At 70.8% G+C, this 26785-nt stretch carries 27 protein-coding genes; 15 read left to right on the top strand and 12 right to left on the bottom strand.

Features of this window, described 5'->3' with window-relative positions:
• Nucleotides 1-114: 114 nt before the first annotated feature.
• Both ABIA35_RS00920 and ABIA35_RS00915 read left to right on the top strand, forming a co-directional pair.
• Nucleotides 115-570, top strand: coding sequence for a MarR family winged helix-turn-helix transcriptional regulator (locus ABIA35_RS00920; RefSeq protein WP_370339990.1), 456 nt, complete (start codon nucleotides 115-117; stop codon nucleotides 568-570).
• Between the two features lie 190 nt (nucleotides 571-760).
• Entirely contained in the window at nucleotides 761-1585 is an 825-nt protein-coding gene (locus ABIA35_RS00915) for an alpha/beta hydrolase (RefSeq protein WP_370339991.1), read from the top strand.
• A gap of 52 nt (nucleotides 1586-1637) precedes the next feature.
• On the opposite strand, the gene ABIA35_RS00910 is transcribed toward ABIA35_RS00915, so the two are convergent.
• On the bottom strand, nucleotides 1638-2357 hold the full coding sequence (locus ABIA35_RS00910; protein ID WP_370339992.1) for a DUF6882 domain-containing protein: 720 nt from the start codon (nucleotides 2355-2357) through the stop codon (nucleotides 1638-1640).
• A gap of 90 nt (nucleotides 2358-2447) precedes the next feature.
• On the bottom strand, nucleotides 2448-3416 hold the full coding sequence (locus ABIA35_RS00905) for a helix-turn-helix transcriptional regulator (RefSeq protein ID WP_370339993.1): 969 nt from the start codon (nucleotides 3414-3416) through the stop codon (nucleotides 2448-2450).
• An 88-nt stretch (nucleotides 3417-3504) separates the two neighbouring features.
• Between ABIA35_RS00905 and ABIA35_RS00900 the strand changes: the two genes are divergently transcribed.
• Nucleotides 3505-3906, top strand: coding sequence for a VOC family protein (locus ABIA35_RS00900; RefSeq protein ID WP_370339994.1), 402 nt, complete (start codon nucleotides 3505-3507; stop codon nucleotides 3904-3906).
• A 16-nt stretch (nucleotides 3907-3922) separates the two neighbouring features.
• Here ABIA35_RS00900 and ABIA35_RS00895 read toward each other — a convergent pair whose 3' ends face one another.
• The gene (locus ABIA35_RS00895) at nucleotides 3923-4528 is read right to left on the bottom strand and encodes a TetR/AcrR family transcriptional regulator (protein WP_370339995.1); all 606 of its coding nucleotides are present in this window, start codon (nucleotides 4526-4528) and stop codon (nucleotides 3923-3925) included.
• Between the two features lie 158 nt (nucleotides 4529-4686).
• Here ABIA35_RS00895 and ABIA35_RS00890 point away from each other — a divergent pair, with 158 nt between their 5' ends.
• On the top strand, nucleotides 4687-5649 hold the full coding sequence (locus ABIA35_RS00890; protein WP_370356634.1) for an NADP-dependent oxidoreductase: 963 nt from the start codon (nucleotides 4687-4689) through the stop codon (nucleotides 5647-5649).
• On the opposite strand, the gene ABIA35_RS00885 is transcribed toward ABIA35_RS00890, so the two are convergent.
• A complete protein-coding gene (locus tag ABIA35_RS00885; RefSeq protein ID WP_370356110.1) occupies nucleotides 5646-6179 on the bottom strand; it encodes an AAA family ATPase in 534 nt (177 codons plus the stop codon). The genes ABIA35_RS00890 and ABIA35_RS00885 overlap by 4 nt on opposite strands.
• Nucleotides 6180-6203: 24 nt before the next feature.
• Between ABIA35_RS00885 and ABIA35_RS00880 the strand changes: the two genes are divergently transcribed.
• From ABIA35_RS00880 to ABIA35_RS00850, 7 genes are read left to right on the top strand one after another with little or no spacing between them, the layout of a single operon-like run.
• On the top strand, nucleotides 6204-6947 hold the full coding sequence (locus ABIA35_RS00880) for a response regulator transcription factor (protein WP_370356108.1): 744 nt from the start codon (nucleotides 6204-6206) through the stop codon (nucleotides 6945-6947).
• Nucleotides 6940-8721, top strand: a complete 1782-nt coding sequence (locus tag ABIA35_RS00875) for a sensor histidine kinase (protein ID WP_370339998.1) — start codon at nucleotides 6940-6942, stop codon at nucleotides 8719-8721. The genes ABIA35_RS00880 and ABIA35_RS00875 overlap by 8 nt, the downstream gene beginning before the upstream one ends.
• A 44-nt stretch (nucleotides 8722-8765) precedes the next feature.
• Complete coding sequence (locus ABIA35_RS00870) at nucleotides 8766-9380, top strand: hypothetical protein (protein ID WP_370339999.1); 615 nt, start codon at nucleotides 8766-8768, stop codon at nucleotides 9378-9380.
• A gap of 1 nt (nucleotide 9381) precedes the next feature.
• Nucleotides 9382-10482, top strand: a complete 1101-nt coding sequence (locus ABIA35_RS00865) for a peptidoglycan-binding protein (protein WP_370340000.1) — start codon at nucleotides 9382-9384, stop codon at nucleotides 10480-10482.
• Nucleotides 10479-11234, top strand: coding sequence for an ABC transporter ATP-binding protein (locus tag ABIA35_RS00860; RefSeq protein ID WP_370340001.1), 756 nt, complete (start codon nucleotides 10479-10481; stop codon nucleotides 11232-11234). The genes ABIA35_RS00865 and ABIA35_RS00860 overlap by 4 nt, the downstream gene beginning before the upstream one ends.
• Nucleotides 11231-12466 carry an ABC transporter permease gene (locus ABIA35_RS00855; protein WP_370340002.1) on the top strand — a complete coding sequence of 412 codons (1236 nt, stop codon included), beginning with the start codon at nucleotides 11231-11233 and terminating at the stop codon, nucleotides 12464-12466. Before ABIA35_RS00860 ends, ABIA35_RS00855 begins: the two co-directional genes overlap by 4 nt.
• A gap of 38 nt (nucleotides 12467-12504) precedes the next feature.
• Entirely contained in the window at nucleotides 12505-13134 is a 630-nt protein-coding gene (locus tag ABIA35_RS00850; RefSeq protein WP_370340003.1) for a hypothetical protein, read from the top strand.
• 22 nt (nucleotides 13135-13156) lie between these two features.
• On the opposite strand, the gene dnaB is transcribed toward ABIA35_RS00850, so the two are convergent.
• From dnaB to rpsF, 6 genes are all read right to left on the bottom strand, one after another.
• Nucleotides 13157-15775 carry a replicative DNA helicase gene (dnaB, locus tag ABIA35_RS00845; protein WP_370340004.1) on the bottom strand — a complete coding sequence of 873 codons (2619 nt, stop codon included), beginning with the start codon at nucleotides 15773-15775 and terminating at the stop codon, nucleotides 13157-13159.
• 401 nt (nucleotides 15776-16176) lie between these two features.
• Nucleotides 16177-17877 carry a N,N-dimethylformamidase beta subunit family domain-containing protein gene (locus tag ABIA35_RS00840; protein WP_370356106.1) on the bottom strand — a complete coding sequence of 567 codons (1701 nt, stop codon included), beginning with the start codon at nucleotides 17875-17877 and terminating at the stop codon, nucleotides 16177-16179.
• 158 nt (nucleotides 17878-18035) lie between these two features.
• Nucleotides 18036-18491 carry a 50S ribosomal protein L9 gene (rplI, locus tag ABIA35_RS00835; RefSeq protein WP_370340006.1) on the bottom strand — a complete coding sequence of 152 codons (456 nt, stop codon included), beginning with the start codon at nucleotides 18489-18491 and terminating at the stop codon, nucleotides 18036-18038.
• An 18-nt stretch (nucleotides 18492-18509) separates the two neighbouring features.
• Nucleotides 18510-18746 carry a 30S ribosomal protein S18 gene (gene rpsR, locus ABIA35_RS00830; RefSeq protein ID WP_012784583.1) on the bottom strand — a complete coding sequence of 79 codons (237 nt, stop codon included), beginning with the start codon at nucleotides 18744-18746 and terminating at the stop codon, nucleotides 18510-18512.
• Nucleotides 18747-18832: 86 nt separating this feature from the next.
• A complete protein-coding gene (locus tag ABIA35_RS00825) occupies nucleotides 18833-19501 on the bottom strand; it encodes a single-stranded DNA-binding protein (protein WP_370340007.1) in 669 nt (222 codons plus the stop codon).
• A 30-nt stretch (nucleotides 19502-19531) separates the two neighbouring features.
• Nucleotides 19532-19837: a 30S ribosomal protein S6 gene (gene rpsF / locus ABIA35_RS00820; RefSeq protein ID WP_012784585.1), complete on the bottom strand. Its 306-nt coding sequence runs from the start codon at nucleotides 19835-19837 to the stop codon at nucleotides 19532-19534.
• Nucleotides 19838-20092: 255 nt separating this feature from the next.
• Here rpsF and ABIA35_RS00815 point away from each other — a divergent pair, with 255 nt between their 5' ends.
• The 4 genes from ABIA35_RS00815 (at nucleotide 20093) to ABIA35_RS00800 (ending at nucleotide 23641) form a co-directional block, all read left to right on the top strand.
• A complete protein-coding gene (locus ABIA35_RS00815; protein WP_370340008.1) occupies nucleotides 20093-20458 on the top strand; it encodes a hypothetical protein in 366 nt (121 codons plus the stop codon).
• A 55-nt stretch (nucleotides 20459-20513) separates the two neighbouring features.
• The gene (locus ABIA35_RS00810; RefSeq protein ID WP_370340009.1) at nucleotides 20514-21302 is read left to right on the top strand and encodes a deoxyribonuclease IV; all 789 of its coding nucleotides are present in this window, start codon (nucleotides 20514-20516) and stop codon (nucleotides 21300-21302) included.
• Between the two features lie 9 nt (nucleotides 21303-21311).
• Complete coding sequence (locus ABIA35_RS00805) at nucleotides 21312-22505, top strand: lipid II:glycine glycyltransferase FemX (RefSeq protein ID WP_370340010.1); 1194 nt, start codon at nucleotides 21312-21314, stop codon at nucleotides 22503-22505.
• A 77-nt stretch (nucleotides 22506-22582) separates the two neighbouring features.
• Nucleotides 22583-23641: an alanine racemase gene (locus tag ABIA35_RS00800; RefSeq protein WP_370340011.1), complete on the top strand. Its 1059-nt coding sequence runs from the start codon at nucleotides 22583-22585 to the stop codon at nucleotides 23639-23641.
• Nucleotides 23642-23669: 28 nt separating this feature from the next.
• On the opposite strand, the gene ABIA35_RS00795 is transcribed toward ABIA35_RS00800, so the two are convergent.
• Both ABIA35_RS00795 and ABIA35_RS00790 read right to left on the bottom strand, forming a co-directional pair.
• Complete coding sequence (locus ABIA35_RS00795) at nucleotides 23670-25235, bottom strand: N,N-dimethylformamidase beta subunit family domain-containing protein (RefSeq protein WP_370340012.1); 1566 nt, start codon at nucleotides 25233-25235, stop codon at nucleotides 23670-23672.
• A 30-nt stretch (nucleotides 25236-25265) separates the two neighbouring features.
• Complete coding sequence (locus tag ABIA35_RS00790; protein ID WP_370340013.1) at nucleotides 25266-26732, bottom strand: mannosyltransferase family protein; 1467 nt, start codon at nucleotides 26730-26732, stop codon at nucleotides 25266-25268.
• Nucleotides 26733-26785: the final 53 nt, after the last annotated feature.

Raw genomic sequence — 26785 nt, 5'->3', positions numbered from 1 at the left:
CGTGCGGCTTCACGGGACGGCGCGGCCGCGCGCTAGAATCGACAGGTACCTGTCGGATATCAGCCTGGCAAACTCGTCAGGTACCTGTCAATCATCAGACCGGAGCGTCCCGTTATGTCCGCACGGCAGGAGAACGAATCCGACAAGTGGGGCGAGGACGGAGTCATCAGCTTCGCTGTGCGCCACGTCTGGCTCGGCATGCGCGCGGCCATCGAGGACGAGCTCGCCGAGTTCGGGTTGACCGTGCCGCAGTTCGCGACGCTGATGATGCTGGACGGCTCGCCGGGCCTGTCCGTCGCCGAGGTGGCCCGGTTGTGCGGCAGCACCCGGCAGTCCGCGAACGAGATGGTCGCCGGCCTGGAGGCCCACGGCCTGGTCGAACGCTCCCCGCACCCGACCGACCGGCGCGCGCACCAGGTGCACGCGACCGAGGCCGGACGCGAGATGTTCCAGAAGGCCCGGCCCGCGGTGCGCAGGCGGGAGGACGAGCTGGAGGCCGGCCTGAGTCCCGAGGTGCGCAAGGCCGCGCGCGAGTGGATGGAAGCGCTCGCGGCGTCGTGCGGGGCTTAGCAGAAGCGGAAAATACGTGTTGCGCGTCGCGGCGGCAGCCGGTTAATGTTCACCAGCCGTGACCGGACAAGAGGAGGTGAGACCCATGAAGGCGGTATCGACGTGGGTGCTCCCCGTGCTGTCACGGGCAGGCGGCTGACATAGCGGTCGTCGGGAGTGCCGAAAGAAGTGCTCCCGAAAGGTGACTGCCATGTCTACTTCATTCTTCTTCAGCAGTGACACCCGCGCGGACGGCGTCCGCGAACGCGATTTCACCGTGGGCGACGTCCCCGGTGTCCTGTGGTCTCCGGAATCCGCCTCCGGCCTGGCACCCCTGGTGCTCATCGGCCACGGCGGCGGTATCCACAAGAAGGCCCCGGCCAGCGCGCAGCGTGCGCGCAGACTCGTCCTGGACTGCGGCTTCCACGTCGCCGCCATCGACGCTCCGGGGCACGGCGGCCGGCCGGTGACCGACCACGACGAGCGCGAGGTCGACGCGATGTTCGCGGCGCGCGCGGCCGGCGAGCCGGAGGGCCCGATCATCGTGCGCTACAACGCCTATCTGGCCGAGCAGGCCGTGCCCGAATGGCGCGCGACGCTGGACGCGCTCCAGCAGCTGCCGGAGATCGGCGCCGGCGGGCCGGTGGGCTACTGGGGCATCAACATGGGCACCGCGACCGGCGTCCCGTTCGTGGCCGGCGACGACCGGATCACCGCCGCCGTGTTCGGCCAGCACTGGCCCGACCACCTGGTCGAGCCCGCGCGGCGGATCACGGTCCCGATCGAGTTCGACCTGCAGTGGGACGACGAGCACATCCCGCGCGCGGCCGGCCTGGCGCTGTTTGACGCCTTCGCCTCGAAGGAGAAGACGCTGCACGCCAACGCCGGACTGCACAAGCAGCTGCCCCGGTTCGAGGCGGACAGCGCCGTGCGGTTCTTCGCCCGGCATCTCGGCGCCGGAACGGCTGGAGCCACCGGAGCCACAGGAACCGCTGGAACAGCCGGAGCCACCGGAACCGCCGTGGTGACCGCGTGACCTCAGCGTCGTCGGCGTCCGGCCACCCGGCCGGGCGCCGATGCCGCACCGTTCAGGCGCCGGCGGTGTTCCCCAGGGATTCCTTGGTGATCGAGCCCATCGACACCGCGGTGACCCGGCCCTGCGCGTCGAACTGGACCGACGCGGTCGCCCCGCCGGGCAGCTCGGCGCTGATCGTGTCGCCCTCCTGCCGCCACGGGATGCCGAAGTGGTGGAAGTAGCCGGCGACCACCTCGTACGCCGACCGGTTGAAGAACTGCGCCCCCTGCATCAGCAGCCGGGGCAGCGCTATCGGATCCGGGTCGGCCACCGGCACCTGCGGGTCGTCCGGGACCATGTACAGCCGCCCGGTCTCGTTGGCCTGCACCCCGATGTAGCCGTCGGCGCGCAGCACCCCCATCGCCCCGAACGCCAGCATCTCGGCGGCGTAGCGGGGGTCTTCGAAGCTCGACAGGTCCACCAGTTCCTCGGAGAACTCCGGGACGCCGTGCTCCTGCCCGAACACCCGCAGCGCCTCGGCCGCGGCCACCACCGGCAGCTTCCCGAAGCCGGGGTTGGCCCAGCCCCACAGCCAGGAGCCCTCCGCGGTGTCGAAGCTGCCGAGCACGCTGATCCGCAGTTCCCGCCCCGACTGGCGGTACCGCCGCTCGTCCAGGTTCACCGTCCACGGCCCGATCGGCAGGAACTCGTTGAACTCCTCGATCTGGCGCATGCCCCAGGCCGCGTGGGGCTCCGCCATACGGAGGAAGGCATCGCTGAACGCAGAAGTCACGTGTCGACAGTAGCGGGGCGCGGCGGATTCTGTCGGGGCGATGGGCCAAGCTGCGGGGTTAAATGCAGGTGACGGCCTTGATCTGGATTCTCATGCGGACTCGCGCCGGACCCGGGCCGCCAGCCGCTCGGCGAACGCCAGCATCAGGTCGCCGAGCTCGACCGGCTCCTCGATCTCGAAGGGGAGATCGAGGGCGGCCAGGGTCGGCGGGATCCAGTCGAGGCGTTCGGCGCGGATCATGAGGCGGTGCCAAGGGTGCTCTGCCGCATCAGTACCGGCCGGCTCGATCACCGCCACGCCGGCCGGGAAACGGGTCCGGATCTGCTCGACCGTCCCCCGCACCCGGATCGCGACCCGGTACCGGTAGTCCGCCGTGGCGAAACCGGCGATGAGGCTTTGAGCGGGGTCCTCGTCGGGCGGCTCGAAGGACCCGGGCAGAGTCCTGGCCCCGGCGATCCGGTCGAGCCGGAAGGTCCGCTCTTCCCCTAACGCCGGATCCAGCGCCCTGAGATACCACCGGTCCCGGTGGCTCACAATGGCGTACGGGTGCACGACCCGGTCCGTCCGCTCGCCGTACGCGATGGCGACCGGCCGCCGCGCGGCCACCGCGTCGGACACCGTGAGCAGCACGGTGGCGTCCAGAGCCGCGCTGTCGACCGGCGTGCCGGTGAAGACGACGCTGTCGACCACGCCCTGAAGCCTCTCGCCCAGCCGCGCCGGCAGCACCCGGCGGATCTTCGCGGCGGCCGTCTCGCCCGCCGGCCCGAACGCGGCCGTCAGCCCGCTGCGCCGCCCTTCGAGCAGGCCGAGCAGGACGGCCAGCGCCTCGTCGTCGCCCAGCATCAGCGGAGGGAGCCGGAAGCCGCGCGCCAGGCGGTACCCGCCATACCGGCCGCGCACCGACTCGACGGGGATCTCCAGGTCCAGCAGGTGCTCGACGTACCTGCGGACGGTGCGCGTGTCGACCCCCAGCCGCTCGGCGAGCTCGGCCGCGGTGCGCACGCCCCCGGACTGCAGGAGCTCCAGCAGGGTCAGCACGCGTCCGGCGGGGTGATTCACGTCTCCCAATCTAATCGGTATACCGGACCGAATCTGTCCACTATTGCTCGTAGCGTGCGGAGCACAGGCACTCCCGAGGAGGAAAACCATGAAGCTCGCATCGACCCGCATCATCACCGCGGACATCACCGCGCTGGTCGCGTTCTACGAGAAGGCCACCACCCTGGCCGCCACCTGGTTCACGCCCGACTTCGCCGAGCTCGCCGCCCCGGGCGGCGCGACCCTGGCCATCGGCAGCGTCAACACCATCCCGCTGTTCGCCCCCGGCAGCGCCGCCCCCGCGGCCAACCAGAGCGTGATCATCGAGTTCCTGGTGGCGGACGTGGACGCCCTCTGGCAGCAGCTCGCTCCCTGGGCCTCAGACGTCGTCGCCGAGCCGAAGACCATGCCCTGGGGCAACCGCTCGCTGCTGATCCGCGACCCCGACGGCAACCTGGTCAACTTCTTCACGCCGGTGACGCCCGAAGCGCGGGCCAAGTTCGGGCTCTGATGCGGCACCCGCGAAACTAGGGCCGCGGCTTGAGTCCGTCCATCAGGACGTCGAGAAGCCGTCGCGCCTGCTCGGGATTCCCGCGTTCGCCGGAGACCGCCAGCAGGCCGAGCACCGCGGCGCTGACGTCGTCGGCGCTGGTGTCGGGGCGGATCTGGCCGGCGGCGATCCCGGCGTCGAGGATCGTGCCTACGGCCGCCAGGAGCTCGCCCCGGGTGTGCGCCAGGGAGATCTCCCCGGTGTCGACCATGGCGAGCAGGGTGCCGGTCATCCCGCGCTTGGCCGCCAGCCAGTCGGCGAACAGGTCCATCCACAGCCGCAGGGCCCGCGCCGGCGCGTGCGCCGCGAGCAGGTCGTGCGCGCCGGCCGTGAGCCGGACGACCTGGTCCTGGTAGACCGCGTCGACCAGCGCTTCCCGGGTCGGGAAGTGGCGGTAGAGCGTGGCGACCCCGACGCCCGCCTGCCGGGCGATCTCGCGCATCGACGGCTCGGCGGCGGAGGCGTCGCCGGAGGCCGCGGCGGCGGCGAAGGCCGCGGTCGCCGCGGCGAGCACGCTCTCGCGGTTGCGCAGCGCGTCGGCCCGGAGCTGCTGCTGGGCGGGGGAGGACGGATCGGGCGCCATGCTAAACGGATCGCGTTCCACTTTTGCCGGTCACCGGGCTAGTATAGGCCGCGCGGGCTAAACGGAGCGTGTTCCGTTTACTCGTGCCCGCGCCTCGAACCCCTGGCAGGAGCTTCGACATGCCCGACATGCCCGACCGCCCGGCAACAGTCCCGACGATGCGCGCCGTGCGCTTCCACACCTACGGCGAGCCCGCCGAGGTCCTGCGCCTGGAGACCGCCCCGGTCCCCGAGCCGGGCCCCGGACGCGTCCGCGTCGCCGTCCACGCCTGCGGCCTGGCCCCCGCCGACTGGGCCCTGTGCCGCGGCCTGTTCGCCGGCGACCTGCCCCGGGGCGTCGGCTGCGACGTCGCCGGCATCGTCGAGGCCGTCGGCGAGGGCGTCACCGGCGTCGCGGTCGGCGACCGCGTCTTCGGCACCGCCGACTACGCCGGCCGGCCCAGCGCCGGCGCGGCGGACCGGGCGGTCATGGACCACTGGTTCGCCGTCCCCGAAGGCCTGGACCTGGTGCGGGCGGCCGCGCTGCCGATGGCGTTGAGCACCGCGTACTGGCATCTCGCGCGCCTCGGCCTGGACGCGGGCCGCACCCTGCTGGTCAACGGCGCCGGCACGACCATCGGCTTCGCGGCGGTTCAGATAGCGCTGCACCGCGGCCTGCGCGTGATCGCCACCGCCGGCGACACCTACGCGGGCCGGCTGAAGGACCTCGGCGCCACGGTCACCGCCTACGGCGCCGGCCTGGCCGACCGCATCGCAGCCCTCGGGGACACCCCGGTCGGCACCCCGGTCGACATCGTCTTCGACACCGCACCGCCCAACGGCGCCCTGCCCGAACTCGTCCGCGCCGCCGGCGGCGACCCCCGGCGCGTCCTGACCTGCTCCGACCTGGCGGCCGCCGCGGAACTCGGCGTGCGCGACTCGTTCCACGAGGACCCCGCGGCCTTCACCGACGAAGCGCGCTTCGGCCACTTCCCCGAGTTCGCGCGACTGGCCGCCGACGGGAAGTTCACCGTGCCGGTGGCGGGCACCTTCCCGCTCGACCAGTGGCGGACCGCGCTGGAGATCAGCGAGTCCGGACACGCTCGCGGCAAGCTCCTGCTGCTGCCCGGCGCCGACGGCTAGCGTCCGGCTGCCGCTGCCGCTGCTGCCAGGACCGCCTCGGCGACCTCCGCCGGAGGCCGGGTGCCGTCGATGATCGTCGCGCCGAGGCTCCGATAGCCGGGCTCGGCGCGGCTGTTGTGATCCAGGGCCGCGGCCAGTTCCTCCGGATGCTGCCCGAAGCTGTTGTTCGTGCGGGTCCGGAGGCGGTGGCGCAGCGTCCGCTCGTCGATCACGAGGCAGACCACGAGATCGAACAGGTCCCGGACCTCGTCCTCGTTCTCGGCCGATCCACACAGGAACGCGGTGTCGTCCCGCATCCGTGCGGCCAGTTCCTCAACGCGTTCGCGGCTGATCCGCCACCCGAACCGGTCGAGCCAGCCGGCGGGCACCGGATCCGGCGGATCGGTGACGGACCGCCCGCTCGTGCGGTCCGCCCAGTGGCTGTAGCCGTCCCAGTCGGCGTCGAAAGCCGCCCGGCCCCGACCCTTCAAGACATCGCAAAGGGTTGACTTGCCGACCCCCGAGTTGCCGGTCACCCACACCAAGGTCACCCCGCAAGCGTAGGGTCTCGCGCCATGACACCTGGCGCGGGCGCTTTCGTACTGGTCGCCGAGGACGATGCGAAGCAGGCCGAGCTCGTCCGGCGCTACCTGCAGCGCGAGGACCACGCGGTCCTCGTGGTCGCCGACGGGCGCGCGGCGATCGACCAGATCCGCAGCAGACGCCCCGATCTGCTCATCCTCGACGTGATGATGCCCGAACTCGACGGGCTCGACGTGCTCCGCGTCGTACGGCGGGACTACGACATCCCGATCCTGATGGTGACGGCCCGGTCCGCGGCCGACGACAAGCTCGCGGGGTTCGACCTCGGCGCCGACGACTACCTCACCAAGCCCTACGACCCCCGGGAACTGATGGCGCGCGTGCGCTCCCTGCTCCGGCGCGCGCAGGCTTCGGGCGGCTCAGGTGGCTCAGGCGGCTCGGGCGGCTCGGCCGTTCTGCCGTTGCGGGTCGGGCCGCTCTCCCTGGACCAGGTCCGCCACGAGGTCCGGCTGGCCGGACGGCGCGTCGAGTGCACCCCCGCCGAGTTCCGCCTCCTGGAGACCCTGATGTCCAGCCCCGGCCGGGTCTTCAGCCGCCGGCAGCTGCTCGATCGGGCGCACGGCCCGGACAGCTTCGTCACCGACCGCACCGCCGACGCCCACGTGAAGAATCTGCGCCGCAAGATCGAGGCGGATGCCCGCAATCCCGTGCTCCTGCAGACGGTCTACGGCGTGGGCTATCGGATCGCCGACGGTCACCAGGCCCCCGATGTCTAGGTTCGGCCTGCGCACCCGTCTCCTGGCCGGCACGATCCTGGTCGCCGCGAGCGCGGTCGCGGCCACCGCGTGGCTGTCGGTGCAGCGCGCGACCACCTCCATAGCGCAGCAGGAGAACAGCATCCGCCAGGCCTATCCCCTGGTGTACGAAGCAGTGGTCGACTACGCGGCCACCCACACGACCTGGTCCACGGTCGGCCCGGTCCTGGCCGAGCTGGCGCAGGAACTCGGCGTCCGCGTCGTCGTGACCCCGGTCGGCGCCGCGCCGATCGAGAGCTCGCCGGCGTCGGCCGCGGACCCGCGCGGCGCGGAGCCCTCGGTGGCCATCGATCCGCTGACCGTCGACAACGCGCTGGCCGCGACACATTTCCCGGACGGCATCGACCCGAAGGTCACCAGCCCCTTCCTGCTGACCACCCAGGAACACGCCGATCTGGAGATCGTCGTGGAGAAGGCGGCGGCCTGCCTGCGCGCCACCGGTCTGGACACGGGTGTCTCGGAGGTCGTCGCCACCGGCCGGCCCTATCTGCTGGTCCCGCTGGAGAACGCGGCGAAGCAGTGCCGGGCCGTGCTGGACGAGACCGGCGGCTACGTGGGCTTCGAAGACTCGCCCTCGATCAGGCCCACCGCGACCGAACAGACGGCGCTGGGGCAGTTGGAAGCCTCGATGAAGGGGTGTGTCACCGGCGGTCCGATGAAGCTTGCCCTGACCGGCGCCGGCGAGGTCACCGTCGTCGCGGGCCCGGCGGACAGCGAGCGGGACCAGACGTGCCTGCTCAACGCGCGGCGCCTCCAGCTGCGGCCCTACGTCGCCCCGGCCGCGTTCATGGAGGCCATGCCGCTCGGCCACGCCGACGGCCAGGCGGCCGTCGGCCTGTCCTCGGCCGACACCTGGCGGATCGCGGGGGTGGCGACGCTCGTGGTCCTGCTGACGGTCGGAGTCGCGATGCTCTTGGCGAACCGCGTGATCCGGCCGGTCCGCGTCCTCACCGAGGCGACCCGGCGAATGCGCGCCGGGGACGGCACGGCGCGGGCCGCGACCAGCGCGCGCTGGGAGATCGCCGAACTGACGACGGCCTTCAACGAGATGGCCGAGGATGTCGCCCGGACCGACCGGCAGCGCAAGGAACTCGTCAACGACATCTCGCACGAACTGCGGACCCCGCTGAGCACGATCAAAGGCTGGCTGATCGCCGCGAACGACGGCGTCGCCGCCCTGGACACCGACCTCGTCTCCTCGCTGCTGGAGGAGACCCAGCTGCTCCAGCACCTGGTCGACGACCTGCGGGACCTCGCCCTCGCCGATGCCGGACAGCTGCGCCTGGAACCGGCCGAGCTCGACCTCGGCGAACTGCTCCGGCACATCGCGGCGGTCGGCGGCGGACGCGCGAGCGTCGAGGCGGCGCCGGATCTGCGGGTGGTCGCGGACCCGATGCGGCTCCGTCAGGCGGTGGGGAACCTCGTGGCCAACGCCGAGCGCCACACGCCGCCCGACGGACGGATCACGCTGCGCGCGTACCGGAGCGGTGCGGCCGTTCTTGTGGAAGTGGCCGACACCGGGCCCGGGATCGCCGAGGCCGACCTGTCTTCGGTCTTCGACCGCTTCTGGCGTGCGGACAAGTCGCGGAACCGCCGGACCGGTGGCAGCGGACTGGGACTGGCCATCGTGCGCCAGCTCGTCGAGGCGCACGACGGCGAAGTCAGTGTCGCGAGCGCGCCGGGCGCGGGTGCCACGTTCACCATCCGCCTTCCGGTGGCGAAGGAACCCGCATAGCGATCGCACAAGTTCTTCGCATTTGCTCGACAGGCTCGTGCGCTGTGAAAACACATACCTGGTTCGTCCGGTCTCTGGCCGGCGGCGTTCTGGCCATATCCACGCTGGCGTCGGCCGCGTGCGGGTCGGGCGGGTCCTCGTCGTCGGCACAGCCGCAGGCCCAAGTCCCTACCTTGGCCACGTCCGCCGCCGTTCCCGCCTCCGCCACCTCGACCGCTGCCGCCACCGGTGCGGCGCCGACGGCGGGCACGCCCGCCAGCGCCGCACGGCCGCGCCTCACCCTCGACATGACCAACACCCAGATCAGCGCGCTGTACGACCGGTACAGCCAATGCGAGGCCAGAAACGGCTACAGCAAACAGAAGAACGTCGAGGACCAGGCCGCCCGGACGAAGGCCGAGAACGCCTGTGTGGGCGACGATCCGCTGCCGCCCTGGCAGCTGGACGCCAGCAATCCCAAGGCCGCCGACTTCGTGCACGCGGTCGTTCAGTGCCTGCGCGACAAGGGGGTCCAGTACGTTTCCACGTCGGCGCCTGAAGGCGGCCAGTACGGGATCTCCTTCGGCGGACCCGACAACGACTCGCAGTCGATCACCTTGGGCATGCAGGACACGCCGGAGTGCGAGAAGCAGGTCGCCGCTCAAGGGATCGGTTCCTGAGGTGCGTACGTGGCTCCTCGCCGCGCTCGGGATCGTGGTCGTCTCCGCGGTCGCCGCCACCGCGGTCTACATGCTGCGGTTCCATCCGACGGCGCCGCCCGCGGCCAAGCCCGCACCGCCGCAGACGACCACCATCACGCGCAGCGACCTGTCCACCACCGTCACGCTCCAGGGCGCCCTCGGGTACGGCACGAGCACGCCCTTCACCGGCCGCAAGAGCGGGACCATTACGTGGCTCCCGGCCGTCGGCGTGGTGGTGGGTCAGGGCCAGACGCTCTATAGCGTCGACGCACAGCCTGTGATCCTGTTCCTCGGCTCCACTCCGCTCTACCGCGCCATCAACGCTCAGGCCACGCCGGGTCCGGATATCGCGGAAGTCAACGCGAACCTGCGATCCCTGGGATACGCCGTCGCGCCGAAGGGCGACGCTTACACGTCGGGTACCGAGGACGCGCTCAAGAAGTGGCAGCTGAGCAAAGGACTGGCGGGCAACGGCACGCTGGCGATCGGCGATCTCGCCGTCCTGCCCGCACCGGTGCGGGTCGCCACGCTCGACGCGCAGCTCGGCGCCGCGGCCGCGGCGGACGTGCTGAGCCTGAGTTCGACCACGAAACACGTCACGGTCTCCGTCGATCCCCGGCAGGTCGACACCAGTGTGCTGACTCAGGGGCTGAAGGTGTCGCTGGCTTTGCCGGACAACAAGCAGACCACCGGGACCGTGTCCGCGCTGAGCTCGCCGGGTGCGGCGGCGCAGGCCGGATCCTCGGCGGGCGGCGGCGGCAGTGGTGGCTCCGGCGGTGGCGGCGCGGGTGCCGGCGGACCGTCGATGACCGTCGACGTCGCCGACCAGTCCGCGCTGTCCGGCATGGACTCCGGCTCGGTCGGGGTCACCGTGACCACGGGCTCGGTGGCCAACGTCCTCGCCGTGCCGGTCGAGGCGCTGGTCGCGGTTCAGGGCGGCGGCTACGCGGTGCAGGTGGTCACCGGCACCGGGCAGACCAGCACGCTCGTCGGGGTGCAGACCGGGCTGTTCGCGAACGGGCTCGTGCAGATCTCCGGACAGGGCATCACCGAGGGCCTGAAGGTCGTGACCGTCTCGTGAGCGCGGTGCTGAGACTGGACCGCGCCACCAAGGTCTACGCCGGGGGCGTGCGGGCGCTCGCCGACGCCAGCCTGGCCGTCGACGCCGGGGAGCTGGTCGCGATCGTCGGCCCCTCCGGCTCCGGCAAGTCCACGCTGCTGAACCTGATGGGCACGCTCGACCGGCCCTCCAGCGGCACCGTGGCCGTCCGGGACCAGGACGTCGCGGCGCTCGACGACCGGGAGCTGTCCGCGCTGCGCGCCAGGGAGATCGGATTCGTGTTCCAGCAGTTCCAGCTCATCGAAGGACTGACAGCCGTGCAGAACGTCGCGACCGGCCTGCTCTACGCCGGCGTGCCGCGCAGATCCCGCGGACCGCTCGCCGAAACCGCGCTGGACAAGGTCGGGCTGGCGCATCGCCGCGACCACAAGCCGCACCAGCTCTCCGGCGGCGAGAAGCAGCGCGTGGCCATCGCCCGGGCGCTGGTCAACGATCCGGCGCTGGTCCTGGCCGACGAGCCGACCGGCGCCCTGGATACCGCCAACGGCCGCGCCATCCTGGAACTGCTGCGGACGCTCAACCGGGCCGGGACGACCATCGCGCTGATCACGCACGACCGGCAGATCGCGGATGCGCTGCCGCGGCGGGTGGAGATTCTGGACGGGAGGATCCGATCGGATCAGGTGCTGGGTGATTCGTCGGCCACGGTGCCCGCGTCCTTGGCAGCTCTTGCGATGCCTCAGGAGGCTGCGACACAAGGGCCGACGCCATGAGCCGCCGCGCCACCCGTTCCCAGTCCTCGGTTTCCGCCGTCCGCCTTTCGCCGGCCGACGTCCTCGGGCTGGGCCTGCTCGGACCGCGCACGCGCAAGATGCGGGCGGTCCTGTCCTCCCTCGGCATCTCGATCGGGATCGCCACCGTGATCATGGTGGTCGGCATCCCGGCGTCCTCCCAGCGCGCCCTGAACGACCAGCTCGCCGCCCTGGGCACGAACCTGCTCAGCGCCCAGGCCACGATCGACCAGGACACCCAGACCCTGCCGCCGGTGCCGGAGACGGCCGCGGCGATGGTGGCCAGGATCCCGCCGGTGGAGCAGGTCAGCGAGGTCGCCAACACGCACGCCGGCGTCCGCCGCTCCCAGGCCGTCCCGGCCAAGGACGACACCGGCCTGACGGTCCTGGCCGCGCAGGGCTACGACCTGCCCGCGGTGATCGGCACGAGCCCGGCCGCCGGCCACTACCTGAACGCCTCGGACGAGGCCTTCCCCACCGTGGTCCTCGGCTCCGAGGCGGCCACCTGGCTGGGCATCACGACCCTGACCCCGGGCGCCCCCGCGCCCCAGCTCTGGATCGGCTCCCAGACCTTCACCGTCATCGGCATCCTCGCCGCCAGCCCTCTGGCCCCCGAGATCCAGCAGTCGGTGATCGTCGGCTGGGACGCGGCCCGCCACTACCTGGCCTTCGACGAGCATCCGACGCAGCTGTACGCGCGGGTCCGGGAATCGCAGATCTACGCGGTCCAGGCCGTCCTGGCCGCGACGATCTACCCGCAGAACCCGGGCCGGATCATGGTCGCCCAACCCTCGGCCGCCCTGGCGGCCAAGAAGCTGACCGAGACGGCGCTGTCGGGCCTCTTCCTCGGCCTGGCCGGCGTGGCCCTCCTGGTCGGCGCGGTCGGCGTGGCCAACACGATGATCGTCTCAGTCCTCGAACGCCGGAAGGAGATCGGCCTGCGCCGGGCCCTGGGAGCCACCCGCCGCCAGATCAGAGGCCAGTTCCTCACCGAATCGGTCCTCCTGTGCCTCCTGGGCGGCCTGGCCGGCGCCGCGGTGGGCGTCCTGGGCACCGCCGGCTACGCGATGTCGCGCGACTGGCCCGCCGTCATCCCGGCCGAAGCCGTCGCCGGCGGCGTCGCGGCCGCACTCGTGGTCGGCGTCCTGGCCGGCGTGCAGCCGGCGGTCCGCGCCTCGCGGCTGCCGCCCACGGAGGCCTTGGCGACCGTATAAGGCCTCGACTGTCCCCGCGGAATCGCTAGGGTTGGCGCGTGATCGCCGACGAAGGCACAACACTGGGAACCGAGGCCGCCCGCCGGCTGGCCGAGCTGACCGAGCTGAATGAGGGCGCCTGGGTGATCGAACCCGGCCTGACCCCCGCGGAGTTCGACCGCGTCGAGCACGAGTTCGGCTTCCAGTTCGCCGCCGACCACCGCGCCTTCCTGGCCGCCGGCCTCCCGGTGAGCGTGCCCCACGACGACCCGCCCGGCGTCTTCAGCACCTGGCGCGAGCCCTGGCCCGACTGGCGCGACGCAGACCCCGTCAAACTCCGGGAGCAGCTGGACCACCCGGCACAGGGCGTGCTGTTCGACGTCGAGAACAACCGCCTCTGGCACGACACCTGGGGCCCCCGCCCGGAGGCCATGCCGGAGGCACTGGCGATCGCCCGCGAGGCGCTCACCCAGGTCCCGGTCCTGGTCCCGGTATACGGGCACCGGTTCCTGCCGGCCGGACAAGGCACCTTCGGCCACCCGGTGCTGTCGGTGTGGCAGACCGACATCATCTGCTACGGCCTCGATATAGCCGACTACATCGGGCAGGAGTTCGGCGGCCGCGGGCTGCACTTCGACGATCAGGCGGAGCCGCGGGTGACGGTGCCGTTCTGGCGGGACTTCGTGTGACGGGGAACGGCTGTGGCCTGACTCAGCTCTGAGCCATGTCCACGAACCGCGAGTAGTGACCCTGGAAAGCCACGGTGATGTTCGCGGTCGGACCGTTACGGTGCTTGGCCACGATCAGGTCGGCCTCGCCGGCGCGCGGCGACTCCCGCTCGTAGGCGTCCTCGCGGTGCAGCAGGATGATGACGTCCGCGTCCTGCTCCAGGGAGCCGGACTCGCGCAGGTCGCTCATCATCGGGCGCTTGTCGGTGCGCTGTTCGGGGCCGCGGTTCAGCTGGCTGATGGCGATGACCGGGACTTCGAGTTCCTTGGCCAGCAGCTTCAGCGACCGGGAGATCTCCGAGACCTCCTGCTGCCGGTTGTCGGGCCGCTTGGAGTTGCTGGCGCTGTGCTGCATCAGCTGCATATAGTCGATGATCACCAGCTGCAGGCCATGACGCTGCTTCAGCCGCCGGGCCTTGGCCCGGATCTCCATCATCGACATGTTCGGCGAGTCGTCGATGAACAGCGGCGCCTCGGACACCGGCCCCATGCGCCGCGCCAGCCGCGCCCAGTCCTCGTCGGTCATCGTGCCGCTGCGCATGTGGTGCAGGGCCACCCGGGCCTCGGCGGACAGCAGACGCATGATGATCTCGTTGCGGCCCATTTCGAGGGAGAAGATGACGCAGGTCAGGTTGTTCTTGATGGAGCAGCTGCGGGCCAGGTCCAGGCCGAGGGTCGAGTTGTGGGTCGGGATCCACGACTTGCCGGCCAGGTAGAGGTGGTCGCCGTTGTCGACCTCGACGCAGCGCACCGGCACCGACTCGATCCGCCGGACGTCGGTGACGTACCGCTGCCGGGTCGTCGGGTGGTTCCGAGTGGTCTGGCGCTCGAGTTTGCGGGTGAGCCGGAACACCGGCTCTGCCGGGGTGAACGTGACGATGTAAGCCGTCGACGTCGCCTCGGAACGCCCGGCGACGCGCTTGGTCGTCATGGCCGCCCGGTAGCCGAGGCTGAGGATCAGTTCGTGCGCGTCCGCCGCCAGTTGCCGGTTCGTCACCGAGAACTGGACGGTCCCGGTGCGGTTGACGAAGCCGTCGGTGTCCAGCAGGCCGGCCAGTAGCGCTCGCCGCTGGCGTACCGAGGCCCGCAGATAGGCCGCCGGGATGTGCTTGTCGCCCAGGACGCCCATCGAGCGCAGGAGCCCCTGAACGGTGCCGTGGGCGTTGTGGCAGGTCTGGCAGCGCCGCAGGCCGCTCGACGGTCCGCCGCAGTCCGGGCACGTGGGCGCCGCGATGGGAGCGCTGACGAACCGCGCCCGCCCCCCGCACGCCCGGCCGCAGGTCCGGACCTGCGACGTCTTCGGCACGAACAAGCCGCCGCACACAGCGCAGGCACGCTCGGCAGGGCTGGCTGGCACCGGGAACCTCAGCGAGTAGCACAGCTGGCCGTTCGGCGAGACGACGAAGCCCTCAGCCTCCAGATTCGCGACGATCTCCGGATCGGCGGTGGTGAAGCGGGCGGCGTCCGTGTGCCCGTCACCCAGCCACACGCCGAGGGCGTACGGAGACAGCGGCAGGTTCGCCTCGGGGAGCTCCGCCGCGGAAGCCACCGGCACCGAGTGGTTCAGCCGTTGCTCGGCCGTCTCGCAGCGCAGGGTCCGGGCGATCTCCTCGGTCGTCTTCACCGAGCCGGTTTCGCCCGGGAGTCGCGGGCTGCCGGCGGCGCCGACCAACGCTTCCCGGGGGGCGCGCCGCGATGCCCTGGTCTCCGTGAACCACTGGTGCTGTCCGTCGGCGACGATGACCGAGCCGTCGGAGAACTCGACCTCGTAGCAGGGCCGACCGGTCATGATCTCGGTCGCGGCCACCACGCGGGTGGGCTTTCCGTCGGCACCGAGCAGCAGGTCGCCGACCCGGACGGTGCCCATCGTCGTCCAGCCGCCCGGGGTGGGCAGCGGGGTGTCCAGCGCCAGCGCCTTGCCGATGGCGGGCCGCGCCGCGATGATCACCATCTGCCCCGGGTGCAGGCCGTTGGTCAGGGCGTCCAGGTCGTGGAAGCCGGTGGGGACGCCGGTCATCTGGCCGGAGCGGTTGGAGATCGACTCGATCTCGTCGAGGGCGCCCTCCATCGCGTCGGCCAGGGGGATGAAGTCCTCGCTGGTGCTGCCGTCGGTGACCTGGTACATCTCCTGCTGGGCGGCGTCGACGATCTGCTCGACGTCGCTGCCGTCGGTGCTGTAGCCCATCTGGACGATGCGGGTGCCCGCCTCGACCAGGCGGCGCAGGACGGCGCGCTCCTTGACGATCTCGGCGTAGTAGCCGGCGTTGGCGGCTGTGGGGACCGAGTTGATCAGGGTGTGCAGATAGGGTGCGCCGCCGATGCGGTTGATGTCACCCTTCTTGGTCAGCAGCGCTGCGACGGTGACCGGGTCGGCCGGCTCGCCCCGGCCGTAGAGCTCCAGGATGGCGCCGAAGACGGCCTCGTGGGCGGGCTTGTAGAAGTCGACCGGCTTGATGACCTCGATGACCTCGGCGATGGCGTCCTTGGACAGGAGCATGCCGCCCAGGACCGACTGCTCGGCCGGGATGTCCTGCGGCGGTGTGCGTTCGAAGCCGCCCTGGTAGGCCTCGTCGGCGGTGTACGGGAGGTCGTCGATGCTCATTACCCGCCTCCCTTGCCCGTGCCGCTACACCCGCGAAACCCTGTCTGTCTTTTGTACCGGACGGGTCCCCACAGCCTTGAAGCCTCCACGGTACGGAACCGGGCCCCCCGGGTCGAGGCGGTCGTCCACACACCCTGTGGATAACCTGTGGAAAACCTGGGGAAAGCTGTGGAGACACGCCGACGTACCTGGGGACAGAGTGTGGAAGCGCCCTGTGAATAATCTGACGTTCGACTGATCGTGAAGCTCTGACGTGCACGGGAGCGTCGCCGATTCGTCCACCGGCTGTGGAGAAAAATTATCCTGGAAGAATCTTGCTCGGAGCCCCGGGTTTTTGCTAGGCGCCGGGCCTGAGTGCCGGGCCAGAGTGCCGGGCTTGAGTGCCGGGCCAGAGCCCCGGGCTACGCCCCCTGCGAATCCGACGCGTCGGGCTGCCCCGTCCCCCCGGCCTGTTCGGTCTGCCCGGTCTGCCCGCTCTTCCCCGCCGGCCCGCTCGTCCCGGTCCGGCCCGTCTTCCCCGTCATCCGGTCCAGCAGATTCCGCGTCGCGCGCTGGATCCGCGGGTCGGCGAACCCCGGTGTGGACAACCCGTGGTTCCAGTGGAAGGTCCCCGCGTCGAACACCCACGCCCCCGACGGGTACTGACACAGCACCGTCTGCGCCGTGTCCGTCACCGGCTGGTTCTTCGGTCCCTCGGCCGTGAACGGCGACGAGGCCAGCACCGTGGCCTTCGGCCCGCCCTTCACGTGCGGGAACACCTTGTCGGCCTCTCCGGCCACCAGCTGCGGGATCTGGTCCCCGTCCTTGAGCGAGGTCCCGGCCCAGAACCAGTGCCCGGTCTGGCTCACCACCAGCGGCTGCGGCTCGGGGTCGGTGATGATCGCGGTGTACATCGACCCCAGCGTCTGCTGCTCGGGCTGGTTCAGGTCGCGCCACAGCACCGTGGGCGCCACGCCGCCCTTGGCCGCCGGGTCCTCGTGCCGCTTGTAGCAGGTCACCTGCCGGTCCGGGGAGCCGCCGTCGGAGGCGTCAAGGCGGATGTTCCAGTAGACGTTGTTCGCGGCCATGAATGCGGCACTGACCCCCCTGGTCAGGGCACCTTGCAGCACAGTGCGCATCTGCGGCGACCAGTATTCGTCGTGGCCTGAGAAGACCAGCGCCTTGTACTTGCCCGGGTCGATCCGGCCGGCGTGCAGGTCGATGCTGGAGGCGTAGGAGATCGTGTACGGCTGCGCCTCGGCCCACTGCGCGAAGGCCTGGTCGAGCTCGAACAGCCGGGGCAGCCCGTCCTGGTGGTAGGGCCGGTCGAAGGAGACCCGGGTCGAGCAGATGTCGGCGCCGCCCTCCTTGCCGTCGGCCAGGTAGGCGTTGTACAGGCTGGACCCGAGCTGCTTGTCGATCGGGTACATGTTGTACGCCTGGTACGTGGTGAACGGCAGCACCACCAGCAGGTCGGCCGGCTTGCCGTCCTCGCGGACCACGAACGGCACGCAGCTCCGGTGCTTGTCGTCGGACTCCAGGGTCGCGACGTAGAGGCCGCCGCGCCAGGTGTTCGGGACGTTGAGCGTGTACGACAGCTTCCACGGCGCCACCACGGTCCGGGTGGGCTCGACGACCTTGAGCGGGGCCTGGGCCGTCCCGGTGATCCGGGGGCTGGTGAAGATCAGCTCGGACCCCTTGCCGGTGCTGCTGCGCCCGAGCCGGTAGACCTTGACCTTGAAGCCCTGCACCGGGCGCACGCTGACGTGGAAGTCGATGGACTCCCCGACGTTGATGCTGGTCGCCGAGGCGAAGCCCTTGATCTGGTGGCCCTCGTCGTCGACCGCCTGGAAGCCCTCGGCGTCCGGCCGCCAGGCGCCGTCGTCGGCCAGCGCCAGGCCCAGGGTCGGGACGGTCTCGCCGGTCTCGTTGTTCGTCTGGCCTTCCAGGCCCTCGTTGATGTCGTCCTGGGTGCTCGCGCGGCGCCGGCCGCGTCCGAACGCGGTCGGCTTCGGGGAGCTGTCGCCGCCGTGGTTCTCCAGCATGTACGCACCGCCGGCGGCGGCGGCCAGGCCCAGGCTGCCGAGGAGCAGCAGCGATTGGCGGCGGGAAGGGGCATGCATGAGCGAAGTCAACCAGGTGTTTGCGTCTCTAAGCAAACGTCAGGTACGACAAACCGCCCCGCCGCGTTTGAGCTGCGGCGGGGCGGTTTGCCAAAGCGGTTCCGTTGAGCCTTCGGCGGGCGTTCCGGAAGAGTTCCGCAACGCCCTCCGGAAGGTTCTCAGGCGGCGACGACGGTGATCTCCACCTTCGCCTGCACCTCGGGGTGCAGCCGGACCGAGACGGTGTGCGAGCCGACGGTCTTGATCGGGTTCCCGATCTCGATCCGGCGCTTGTCCACGTCCGGGCCGCCGGCGCGCTTGACCGCGTCGGCCACGTCGGCGACGGTCACGCCGCCGAACAGCCGGCCGGACTCGCCGGCGCGGGTGGCCAGACGGACCCGCAGACCCTCGAGCTCGCCCTTGAGCTCGGTGGCGTGGGCCAGGTCGCGGACCGTGCGGACCTTGCGAGCCTTGCGGATCAGCTCGATCTGCTTCTCGCCGCCACGGGTCCACGCGATCGCGTAGCCGCGCGGGACGAGGTAGTTGCGGGCGTAGCCGCCCTTGACCTCGACGACGTCGCCGGGCTCGCCGAGACCGCCGACCTCGTGGGTGAGGATGAGCTTCGTGGTAGCCATTTCTCTTCCTCCCCCTTCCTAGCGGGTGGTGCTGGTGTAGGGCAGCAGCGCCATCTCGCGGCTGTTCTTCACGGCCACGGCGACGTCACGCTGGTGCTGGGTGCAGTTGCCGGTCACGCGACGCGCACGGATCTTCCCGCGGTCCGAGATGAACTTCCGGAGCAGCGTGGTGTCCTTGTAGTCGACGTACGCGACCTTGTCCTTGCAGAATCCGCAAACCTTCTTCTTGGGCTTGCGGAGAGGTGCCTTAGGCATTGGATCTCTCCTGGTTACTTCTTCACTACGAGTTCAAGGGTCCGTTTGAGGGACCGGGCGCCAGGCGCCCAGATTCACAAGGAGGCCTAGAAGGGGGGCTCGTCGTTGCCGTAGCCGCCCCAGCCGCCGTCGCCGCCGCCGCCGGAAGCCCAGGGGTCGTTGCCGCCGCCCTGGTTCCCGCCGCCGCCACCGCTGCCGCCGGAGTTGCCGCCGCCGGAGTTGCCACCCCAGCCGCCGCCACCGCCACCGCCGGAGTTGCCGCCGCCGGAATTGCCGCCGCCGCCGGAGTTACCGCTCCAGCCGCCGCCGCCTCCGCCACCGGAGTTGCCGCCGCCGCCGGAGTTGCCACCCCAGCCGCCGCCGCCTCCGCCACCGCCCTGGCCGCCGGGCCGGTTGGCCTTGGTGACCTTCGCCGTCGCGTACTTCAGCGACGGGCCGATCTCCTCGACGTCCAGTTCGACGACCGTGCGCTTCTCGCCTTCCTTGGTCTCGTACGACCGCTGGCGCAGCCGTCCGGAGACGATCACCCGCATACCGCGGGTCAGCGATTCGGCGACGTTCTCGGCCGCCTGGCGCCAGATCGAGCAGCGCAGGAACAGCGCGTCGCCGTCCTTCCACTCGTTGGTCTGGCGGTCCAGGGTGCGCGGCGTGGACGCGACGGTGAAGTTCGCGACCGCCGCACCCGAGGGGGTGAAGCGCAGTTCCGGGTCGTCGGTCAGGTTGCCGACGACGGTGATGACGGTCTCGCCTGCCATGTCAGGTCCTCAAACGTGAGAGCGGGTGTCTTACCGCTGGTCGGGACGGATGACCTTGGTGCGGACGACGGTCTCGGACAGGTTCGCCTGACGGTCGAACTCCTTGACGGCGTCCGGCGTGGCCTGCACGTCGACGACGGCGTAGATGCCCTCGCTGACCTTCTTGCCGCTCTTGGTCTTGATCTCGTAGGCGAGCCGACGGCGGCCCCAGATGTCGTTCTTCTCGATGCTGCCGCCCAGATCGCGGATCACCTTGAGGAATCCCTCGAGGGCCGGGGCGATCGAACGCTCATCGAGGTCCGGGTCCAGGATGACCATGACTTCGTACTGACGCATATGCGTAACCCACCTCCTTTGGACTATGCGGCCACGGTCTCTCCGTGGCAGGAGGGTTTTGCGCGTCTCCCCGGGGGTCGGCACTTTCGCGACTCGCCTGGCGGCGACGCTACTCCGGCGCTCTGACACTCGGGGAACGGTCAAGGTTACCCCGGCGAGCCGTCCGGATTGAAATCCGTGTCGGTTCATCCCATCCTGGGTAATGGTCCGAATACGTTTGTGATCCGCTGTGCGCAAGTGAGCGAGGTGACAGGCATGACGCAGACGACCCCCAGCGCGGGGGCCGGCGACTACGGCCCCGAGGTGGCCGGCCGGCCAGGATCGACCGCCGCGGACTACGCGGCGGACCCCAAGGAACGTCCCGGCTTCCACATCGGCAGCCACTCGACCGAAATGGCCCTGACCGCGACCGCCCTGGTACTCGCGGTGATCGGCGCCGCTCTGATCGGCTGGACCGGCGGGCACATCCTGGGCAGCTGGATCTCCCTGGCGGGGATCGTGGTCGGTTTGTACGCGCAGCTGACGTCCGACACCACCTACGAACGGATGGTGAACGTCTGTGCGATCGGGATCGCCGCGGTGGCGTTCGCCTTCAACCTGCACCACGGTGGCCTCTGGTAGCCCTGCCGCACCGTCCTGAGCGGAGCTGTCGGCGCGAGCGGTTAGCGTGGAGGCCATGGCTATGCGTATCGGCTCCCACGTAGGCAACGAAGACCCGATCGCGGAGGCGGTGGCCCGCGGGGCCGACGCCGTCCAGATCTTCCTGGGCGATCCGCAGAGCTGGAAGGCGCCGACCGTGGCCTACCCCGGCGGCGCCTCGGCGCTGCGGGCCGCCGCCGAGAAGGCAGATCTGGCCGTCTACGTGCACGCCGCGTACATCATCAACGTCGCGCACACCAACAACCGCATCCGCATCCCCAGTCGCAAGCTCCTCCAGCAGACCGTCGCGCTGGCCGCCGAGGCCGGCGCCCGCGGCGTGGTGGTGCACGGCGGCCACCTGACCGCCGCCGACGCGCCCGAGACCGGCTTCGAGAACTGGCGCAAGGCCGTGGACCAGCTGGAGCAGCACTGCCCGGTGTTCATCGAGAACACCGCCGGCGGCGAGCACGCCATGGCCCGCCGCCTGGAGTCGATCGCCAGGCTGTGGGACGCCGTCGGGCACAGCGGCGTCGGCCTGTGCCTGGACACCTGCCACGCCTTCGCCGGCGGCATCCCGCTGGAGAGCGCGGTCGCCGACATCAAGGCCGTCACCGGCCGCGTGGACCTGGTCCACGCCAACGACTCCCAGGGCGGCTTCGACTCCGGCATCGACCGCCATGCCAACTTCGGCACCGGTGAGATCGCCCCGGCGGACCTGATCGCGCAGGTGATCGCCGAGGCCGGGTGCCCGGCGATCTGCGAGACCCCCGGCGGTCCCGAGGCGCAGGCGGCGGACATCAAGTGGCTGCGGGAGCGCGTCGCATAAGGTTGGCGCATGGTCTTGAGGGTGCGGACGCTGAGCCGCGAGGAACATGTGGCGTTCATCGAGGAGCGCACGGGGCAAACGGGAGCAAATACCGCGACCCAGTCTGTCAGCTTCCTGCAGTGTCCTTCCTGGGGCGATCTCAAGACCGACTGGCGTCCCGAGTCCGTCGGCTGGGTCGACGAGGCCACCGGCAAGGTCGTCGGCGCGGCCCTGGTCCTGTACCGGGACGTGCCGATCCCCAAGCGCGACAAGCTCCCCTTCCTGCGGCGCTCCCTGGCCTATCTGCCCGAGGGCCCGATCCTGGACCTCTCCTCCGCGGACGCCGGCCAGGCGCTGAAGCTGCTGCTGGCGCACCTGCGCAAGCGCCGCGCCTTCACGGTGAAGATGGGCCCGCAGATGGTGTCCCGCCGCTGGACCTCCGAGACGCTGAAGAAGGCGATCGCCGAGACCGAGGGCGGCGTCCGCCTGAAGGACATCAAGCCGGACTTCGAAGACCCCGGCGCCCTGCGCGTCATCGACAAGCTGCGCGCCACCGGCTGGTCCCGCAAGGAGTCCGAGGGCGCCGGCTTCGGCGACTTCCAGCCCCGCTACGTCTTCCAGCTCCCCCTGGTCGACGACGCCGGCAAGCCCCGCACCCTGGAGGACATCCAGAAGGGCTTCAACCAGCTGTGGCGCCGCAACATCAAGAAGGCGGACAAGAACGGCGTCGAGGTCACCCTCGGCGGCTACGAGGACCTCGCGGAGTTCCACAAGATCTACCAGATCACCGCGGTCCGCGACCACTTCACCCCGCGCCCCCTGGCCTACTTCCAGCGCATGTGGAAGGCGATGGAGGCGGAGAACCCCAACCGCCTGCGCCTGTACCTGGCCCGCCACGAGGGCGAGCTGCTGGCCGCCACGACGCTGGTCACCGTCGGGGACCACGCCTGGTACTCCTACGGCGCCTCCGACAACCACAAGCGCGAGCTGCGGCCCTCCAACGCCATCCAGTGGCGGATGCTCAGCGACTCGCACGCGGCCGGCTGCAAGGTCTACGACCTGCGCGGGATCAGTGACACCCTGGACCCGGAGGACCACCTGTTCGGCCTCATCCAGTTCAAGCTGGGCACCGGCGGCGAGGCGGTGGAGTACCTCGGGGAGTGGGACTACGCCCTGAACCCGTTGCTGCACCGTGCCTTCGAGATGTACATGGCCCGCCGCTAAGGGTTCGCCTCACTGGGTACCCACTGAGTCGCTTCGCTGTTGTTTGTCTGCTGTTCCTTGTCTAAGGAGTCGGAACCTTGTCGCTGACGCTGCACGTCGACACGGAGCGCTGGCGCGCCCACCAGGACGAGGTCCTGGCCCGCCACCCCGACTTGGTGCCGGTGGCCAAGGGCGTCAACGGCTACGGCATCGGCATCCCCCACCTCATGGAGGCGGCCTCCAAGCTCGCCGCCGGGGGCGTGGAGACAACGGCAGTGGGCACGGCCGCCGAAGCCGAACAGGCCAAGGACCACTACTCGGGGGGGCTCCTGGTCCTGACGCCCTACCTGATGGGTGAGGACGTCCGCGACCTCCCGGACCGCGTCATCCGCACCGTGGCGTCGGTGGAGGCGGTGGAGGCCCTCCTCGGCCGGCGCGTGGTCGTCGACCTGATGACCTCGATGCGCCGCTTCGGCCTGCAGAAGCAGGACATCGCCCGGCTCCGCACCGTCCTGGAATCCGACCAGGCGCGCCTCGAGGGCTTCTCGGTCCACATGCCTTTGGACCGGGTCTCCGGCGACTACGTCCGCGAAGTCAGCGACTGGGTGGACGCGTTGGTCGGCGCCGGCATCCCGGTGCGGACGCTGTTCGTCAGCCACCTGTCCCCCGACGAGATCAGCACCCTGGCCAAGCGGCACCAGGGGACGACGGTGCGGCCGCGCATCGGGACGGAACTGTGGCTCGGCAACCGCAAGGTGCTGCAGACGCGCGGGACCGTGCACAGCGTGCAGAAGGTGAGCAAGGGCGACCGCTTCGGCTACCGGCAGCACAAGGTGCGCGGCGACGGTTACCTGCTCGTGGTCTCCGGCGGCACCGCGCACGGCGTCGGCCTGGAGAACCCGAAGAACTTCGGCCGCGGCCTGGGAGGCCTGGCACCGCGCGCGAAGTTCGTGGTGCGCGCGGGGCTGGCTCTGGTGAACCGGACGATGTCGCCGTTCTCCTGGCAGGGCAAGACGCTGTGGTTCGCGGAGCCGCCGCACATGCAGGTGTCGGTGCTGTTCGTGCCCGCCGGCGTGTCGCCGCCGAAGGTGGGGGAGGAGCTGCCGGTCGAGGTGAGTCCGGTGATGACGCACGTCGACCGGGTCGTCTTCGACTGAGGCGTCAGCTAGGGCATCAGCCTAGGCGTCAGCCCTTCGCACGCTTCAGGAAGTTGGCCATGGCCCGGGTCACCCGCTTGTCCTGGTAGCCCGGGTGGCCCAGGCCCAGCGGCCACAGGAACGTCCCCGCGGTGAACACCCAGGCCCCGCTCGGTGCGCGGTGGACGCTGGTGTTCTGCACGAACTTCGTACCGTTGGAGATCGTGTAGGGCGAGGCGGTCAGCAGGGTCTGCTCCTCCGCCTTGGCCTTCGGCATCGCCTCGAAGAACGAGTCGGCCTCGCCGCCGAGGAGGTTGGGGAGTTCGTCGCCGTCCTTGAGGCCGGTGCCTTCCCAGAACCAGTGCCCGGTCTCGCGGACCACCAAGGGGTGGCGCCCCTTAAGGATGCCGCTGTATTGGACGCCCATGAGTTGCTGCTCGGCGCGCGGGTGGCCTTCGCCGGCGCGCCACATGCCGGTGGGGAAGTCCTCGACGTGCGGGTCCTCGAAGCCCTTGTAGCAGGACATGGTTCGCGTGGACTCGTCATAGCGGACGTGCCAATAAGCGTTGTTCGCAGTGAGGAACGCTAGAGAGGTTCCCGCGGCGACGGCCTCCTCCGCGTGCCGGTACATGTCGGTCGACCAGTACTCGTCGTGGCCGGCGAAGATCAGGCCGCGGTACTTGGCGGGGTCGATGCGTCCGGCGTGCAGGTCCAGCCCGGTCGCGTAGGCGAGGTCGTAGCCCATCCCCTCGGCCCACTGGATGAAGGACTGTTCCCTGACGAATCCGTCGGGCAGACCGTCGGCGAAGTAGGGCCGTGCGAAGGAGACCTGGGTCGCGCGGCTGGGGTTCGAGATCCACCCGCGTGCGTCCGCGGAGAACTTCGCCTTAAGGGCCGAATCGCTTTCAGCGGCTTCCTTGGTGACGTATCCGTAGTAGACGTTCCGGCCGGTGATGCCGTCGCGCGGCCACCAGTTGTAGGCCTGCCAGCTCGTCGAGGGCAGCACCACGAGGAAGTCCGCGGACGCCTCGTCGTCGCGGACCACGAACGGTACGTAGTTCCGGAAGCCGTCGGCCTTGTCCAGCACGGCGACGTAGGTCCCGGACGTCCAGTCCTTCGGGATGTCCAGGGTCCACGCCACCGGCCACTCCACCGCGATGCGGCCGGTTTCCGGATCGGGCGTCGGTACCGGCTGCGGCCCGGCGGTCAGCGTCGGCGAGACCAGGACGCGTCGGGCGGAGGCGCCGGCGTAGTAGCCGAGGCGGTAGACGGAGACGGTGAAGGAGCCGGCGGGCTCCGCGGCCACATGGAAGTCGACGGCCTCGCCCGCCGCGACCGAGTCGGTCGACGCGTAGCCCTTGATCTGACGCTCGTGGTCCGTGCCGGGCCGCGACTTGCCCGCACCCATGCGCCAGTCCGCGGAACCGGCTTTAGCGTTCTCCGCAGTAATGCGGTTCCCCCCGGCGGGAAGAACTGACGCCGGCAGTCCCGCGCGCGGATCGCCGAGCCGCCCCGGGCCGGACTTCAGGTGCGTGGCCTTCAGGACGGCGCGCGCGGCCGAGGCCGTGTTGGTCTTCTTGGCCAGATCGCGCAGGAACCTCGACGTGCTCGACATGGGTCGATCGTAGCCGTGCCCCTTCTGGATTCAGCCCGCCCACTGACCCGACAGGAACAGCAGCGCCACCCCCGCCATGACCGGGGCGACGCAGCACACGTAAAGCGTGCGCACCCTCGGTCGCCGCGTCGCCCACGCGCCGAGCATCGTCCACAGCGGCCACCACAGGAGCATGGCGCGCGGGACGGACATGAACCACGTGGTGGTGCCCAGGGCGAGCAGCGAGAGGCCGACATAGAGGGCTTCGGGCCACCGGCGCTTCAGCAGCAGGAGCGCGGTCAGCCCGAGCCCCACCACGACAGCGACCAACTCCAGCTGGAAGATCCACGCAGTATGGCCCGCCTGCGTGGCCCCGAAGGCCGCACGCCAGGTCTGGTCCCACGCCGCCTTCGGAGTCTGGAAGGTCCGGAACCACCCGGCGGCCTGCGCATGCTGCCATGCGAACCAGTCCCCGGTATCCCGCCGCAGGTACACGACATAAGCGGCCACCGGCACCGCCGGCACGAGCAGCAACGGCGCCTGCCGCCACCGCCGCCGCCCCCGCCCGGCGAGCAGAAACTCCAGAACGATGGCCGCCGCGAGGAACAGCCCGTTCACCCGCACCGCACTGGCCCCCGCCGCCAGCACGACGGCCGGCCCCCACCGATCCCGCCGCGCCGCCGCCCACGCAGAGAAAGCGAACGCCGCGAACAAGCTCTCGCTGTACCCCGCCGCCAGGAACACCGCCGCCGGCGCCAGAGCGAAGAAGAGCGCGGCGTTGACGGCGGCCCGGTGCGCGTGGGCCCGGACGGTCAGGGGGAGGAATGTGGGGACGGGCTTCGGCGGGGCCGCTGGGCTGCCGAGCGCCGAGGCCGAGCCGGCCGAGCCCGCTGAGCCGCCGACTGCTGCCGCAGAACTCGCTGAGCTGCTGCCGAGCGCCGAGCCAGAAGCCGCCGATCCATCGCCGCTCCCTGAAGCTGAGCCGCCCTCGATGCCGACACTCGCGGCCGCCGCATGACTCGCTGAGCTGCTGCCGAGCACCGAAGCCGACCCGCCCGAGCGGCCCTCGTCGAGGCTGGTCGCCGCCGAGCCGTTGCCGCCCGCCGAAGCCGAACCGGCCGCCCCGGGCTCCACCTCAGCGCCGTTGAGCCCCTCGCGCATCCGCGGCACCGTCGCCGCCGCACCCGCACCCGCACCCGCCCGGCGCGCCCAAGCCTCCTCGACCTCCGCCGCCGCCAGCCGTCCCAGCGCCACCGTCGCGACCGCGCCGGCCACCGCTGAGACCGCCAGGCCGGCCGCGGTCCAGGTCCACGGGAGCAGGTGCGCCAGCCACATCGCTATCGGGAAGCCCGGGAAGAACGCCACGTGCCGTGGGTCGGTGCCGGGCGTGAAGTACCAGTGCTGCGCGATGCTGGTGAAGATGCCCGCGTCCCAGCGGTCCCAGCGGGCCGGCAGCGAGCCCTGGGTCGTGGGGCCCGGCATGAACAGCCAGGCGCTCATCCACGTCAGTACCACCATGCCGAGCCGCGTCGCGCCCCACATCGCCAGTGCGGCGCGGTCCCGTTCGCTGA

The organism is Catenulispora sp. MAP12-49 (assembly GCF_041262705.1).
GTDB lineage: Bacteria > Actinomycetota > Actinomycetes > Streptomycetales > Catenulisporaceae > Catenulispora.
The sequence above is the reverse complement of the archived record's forward strand: the minus strand, read 5'-3'. Positions and strand labels throughout refer to the sequence as shown.

Excerpts from the sequence above, each read along its gene's own strand:
- ABIA35_RS00795 (WP_370340012.1), bottom strand. The coding sequence starts at position 25,235 with ATGTCGAGCACGTCGAGGTTCCTGCGCGATCTGGCCAAGAAGACCAAC.
- ABIA35_RS00890 (WP_370356634.1), top strand. The coding sequence starts at position 4,687 with ATGCGCGCCGTGCGCTTCCACACCTACGGCGAGCCCGCCGAGGTCCTG.
- ABIA35_RS00875 (WP_370339998.1), top strand. The coding sequence starts at position 6,940 with ATGTCTAGGTTCGGCCTGCGCACCCGTCTCCTGGCCGGCACGATCCTG.
- ABIA35_RS00880 (WP_370356108.1), top strand. The coding sequence starts at position 6,204 with ATGACACCTGGCGCGGGCGCTTTCGTACTGGTCGCCGAGGACGATGCG.
- ABIA35_RS00840 (WP_370356106.1), bottom strand. The coding sequence starts at position 17,877 with ATGCATGCCCCTTCCCGCCGCCAATCGCTGCTGCTCCTCGGCAGCCTG.
- ABIA35_RS00815 (WP_370340008.1), top strand. The coding sequence starts at position 20,093 with ATGACGCAGACGACCCCCAGCGCGGGGGCCGGCGACTACGGCCCCGAG.
- rpsF (WP_012784585.1), bottom strand. The coding sequence starts at position 19,837 with ATGCGTCAGTACGAAGTCATGGTCATCCTGGACCCGGACCTCGATGAG.
- dnaB (WP_370340004.1), bottom strand. The coding sequence starts at position 15,775 with ATGAGCATCGACGACCTCCCGTACACCGCCGACGAGGCCTACCAGGGC.
- ABIA35_RS00805 (WP_370340010.1), top strand. The coding sequence starts at position 21,312 with ATGGTCTTGAGGGTGCGGACGCTGAGCCGCGAGGAACATGTGGCGTTC.
- rplI (WP_370340006.1), bottom strand. The coding sequence starts at position 18,491 with ATGGCTACCACGAAGCTCATCCTCACCCACGAGGTCGGCGGTCTCGGC.
- ABIA35_RS00810 (WP_370340009.1), top strand. The coding sequence starts at position 20,514 with ATGGCTATGCGTATCGGCTCCCACGTAGGCAACGAAGACCCGATCGCG.
- ABIA35_RS00920 (WP_370339990.1), top strand. The coding sequence starts at position 115 with ATGTCCGCACGGCAGGAGAACGAATCCGACAAGTGGGGCGAGGACGGA.
- ABIA35_RS00790 (WP_370340013.1), bottom strand. The coding sequence starts at position 26,732 with ATGGTGGTACTGACGTGGATGAGCGCCTGGCTGTTCATGCCGGGCCCC.
- ABIA35_RS00895 (WP_370339995.1), bottom strand. The coding sequence starts at position 4,528 with ATGGCGCCCGATCCGTCCTCCCCCGCCCAGCAGCAGCTCCGGGCCGAC.
- ABIA35_RS00855 (WP_370340002.1), top strand. The coding sequence starts at position 11,231 with ATGAGCCGCCGCGCCACCCGTTCCCAGTCCTCGGTTTCCGCCGTCCGC.
- ABIA35_RS00825 (WP_370340007.1), bottom strand. The coding sequence starts at position 19,501 with ATGGCAGGCGAGACCGTCATCACCGTCGTCGGCAACCTGACCGACGAC.
- ABIA35_RS00915 (WP_370339991.1), top strand. The coding sequence starts at position 761 with ATGTCTACTTCATTCTTCTTCAGCAGTGACACCCGCGCGGACGGCGTC.
- rpsR (WP_012784583.1), bottom strand. The coding sequence starts at position 18,746 with ATGCCTAAGGCACCTCTCCGCAAGCCCAAGAAGAAGGTTTGCGGATTC.
- ABIA35_RS00900 (WP_370339994.1), top strand. The coding sequence starts at position 3,505 with ATGAAGCTCGCATCGACCCGCATCATCACCGCGGACATCACCGCGCTG.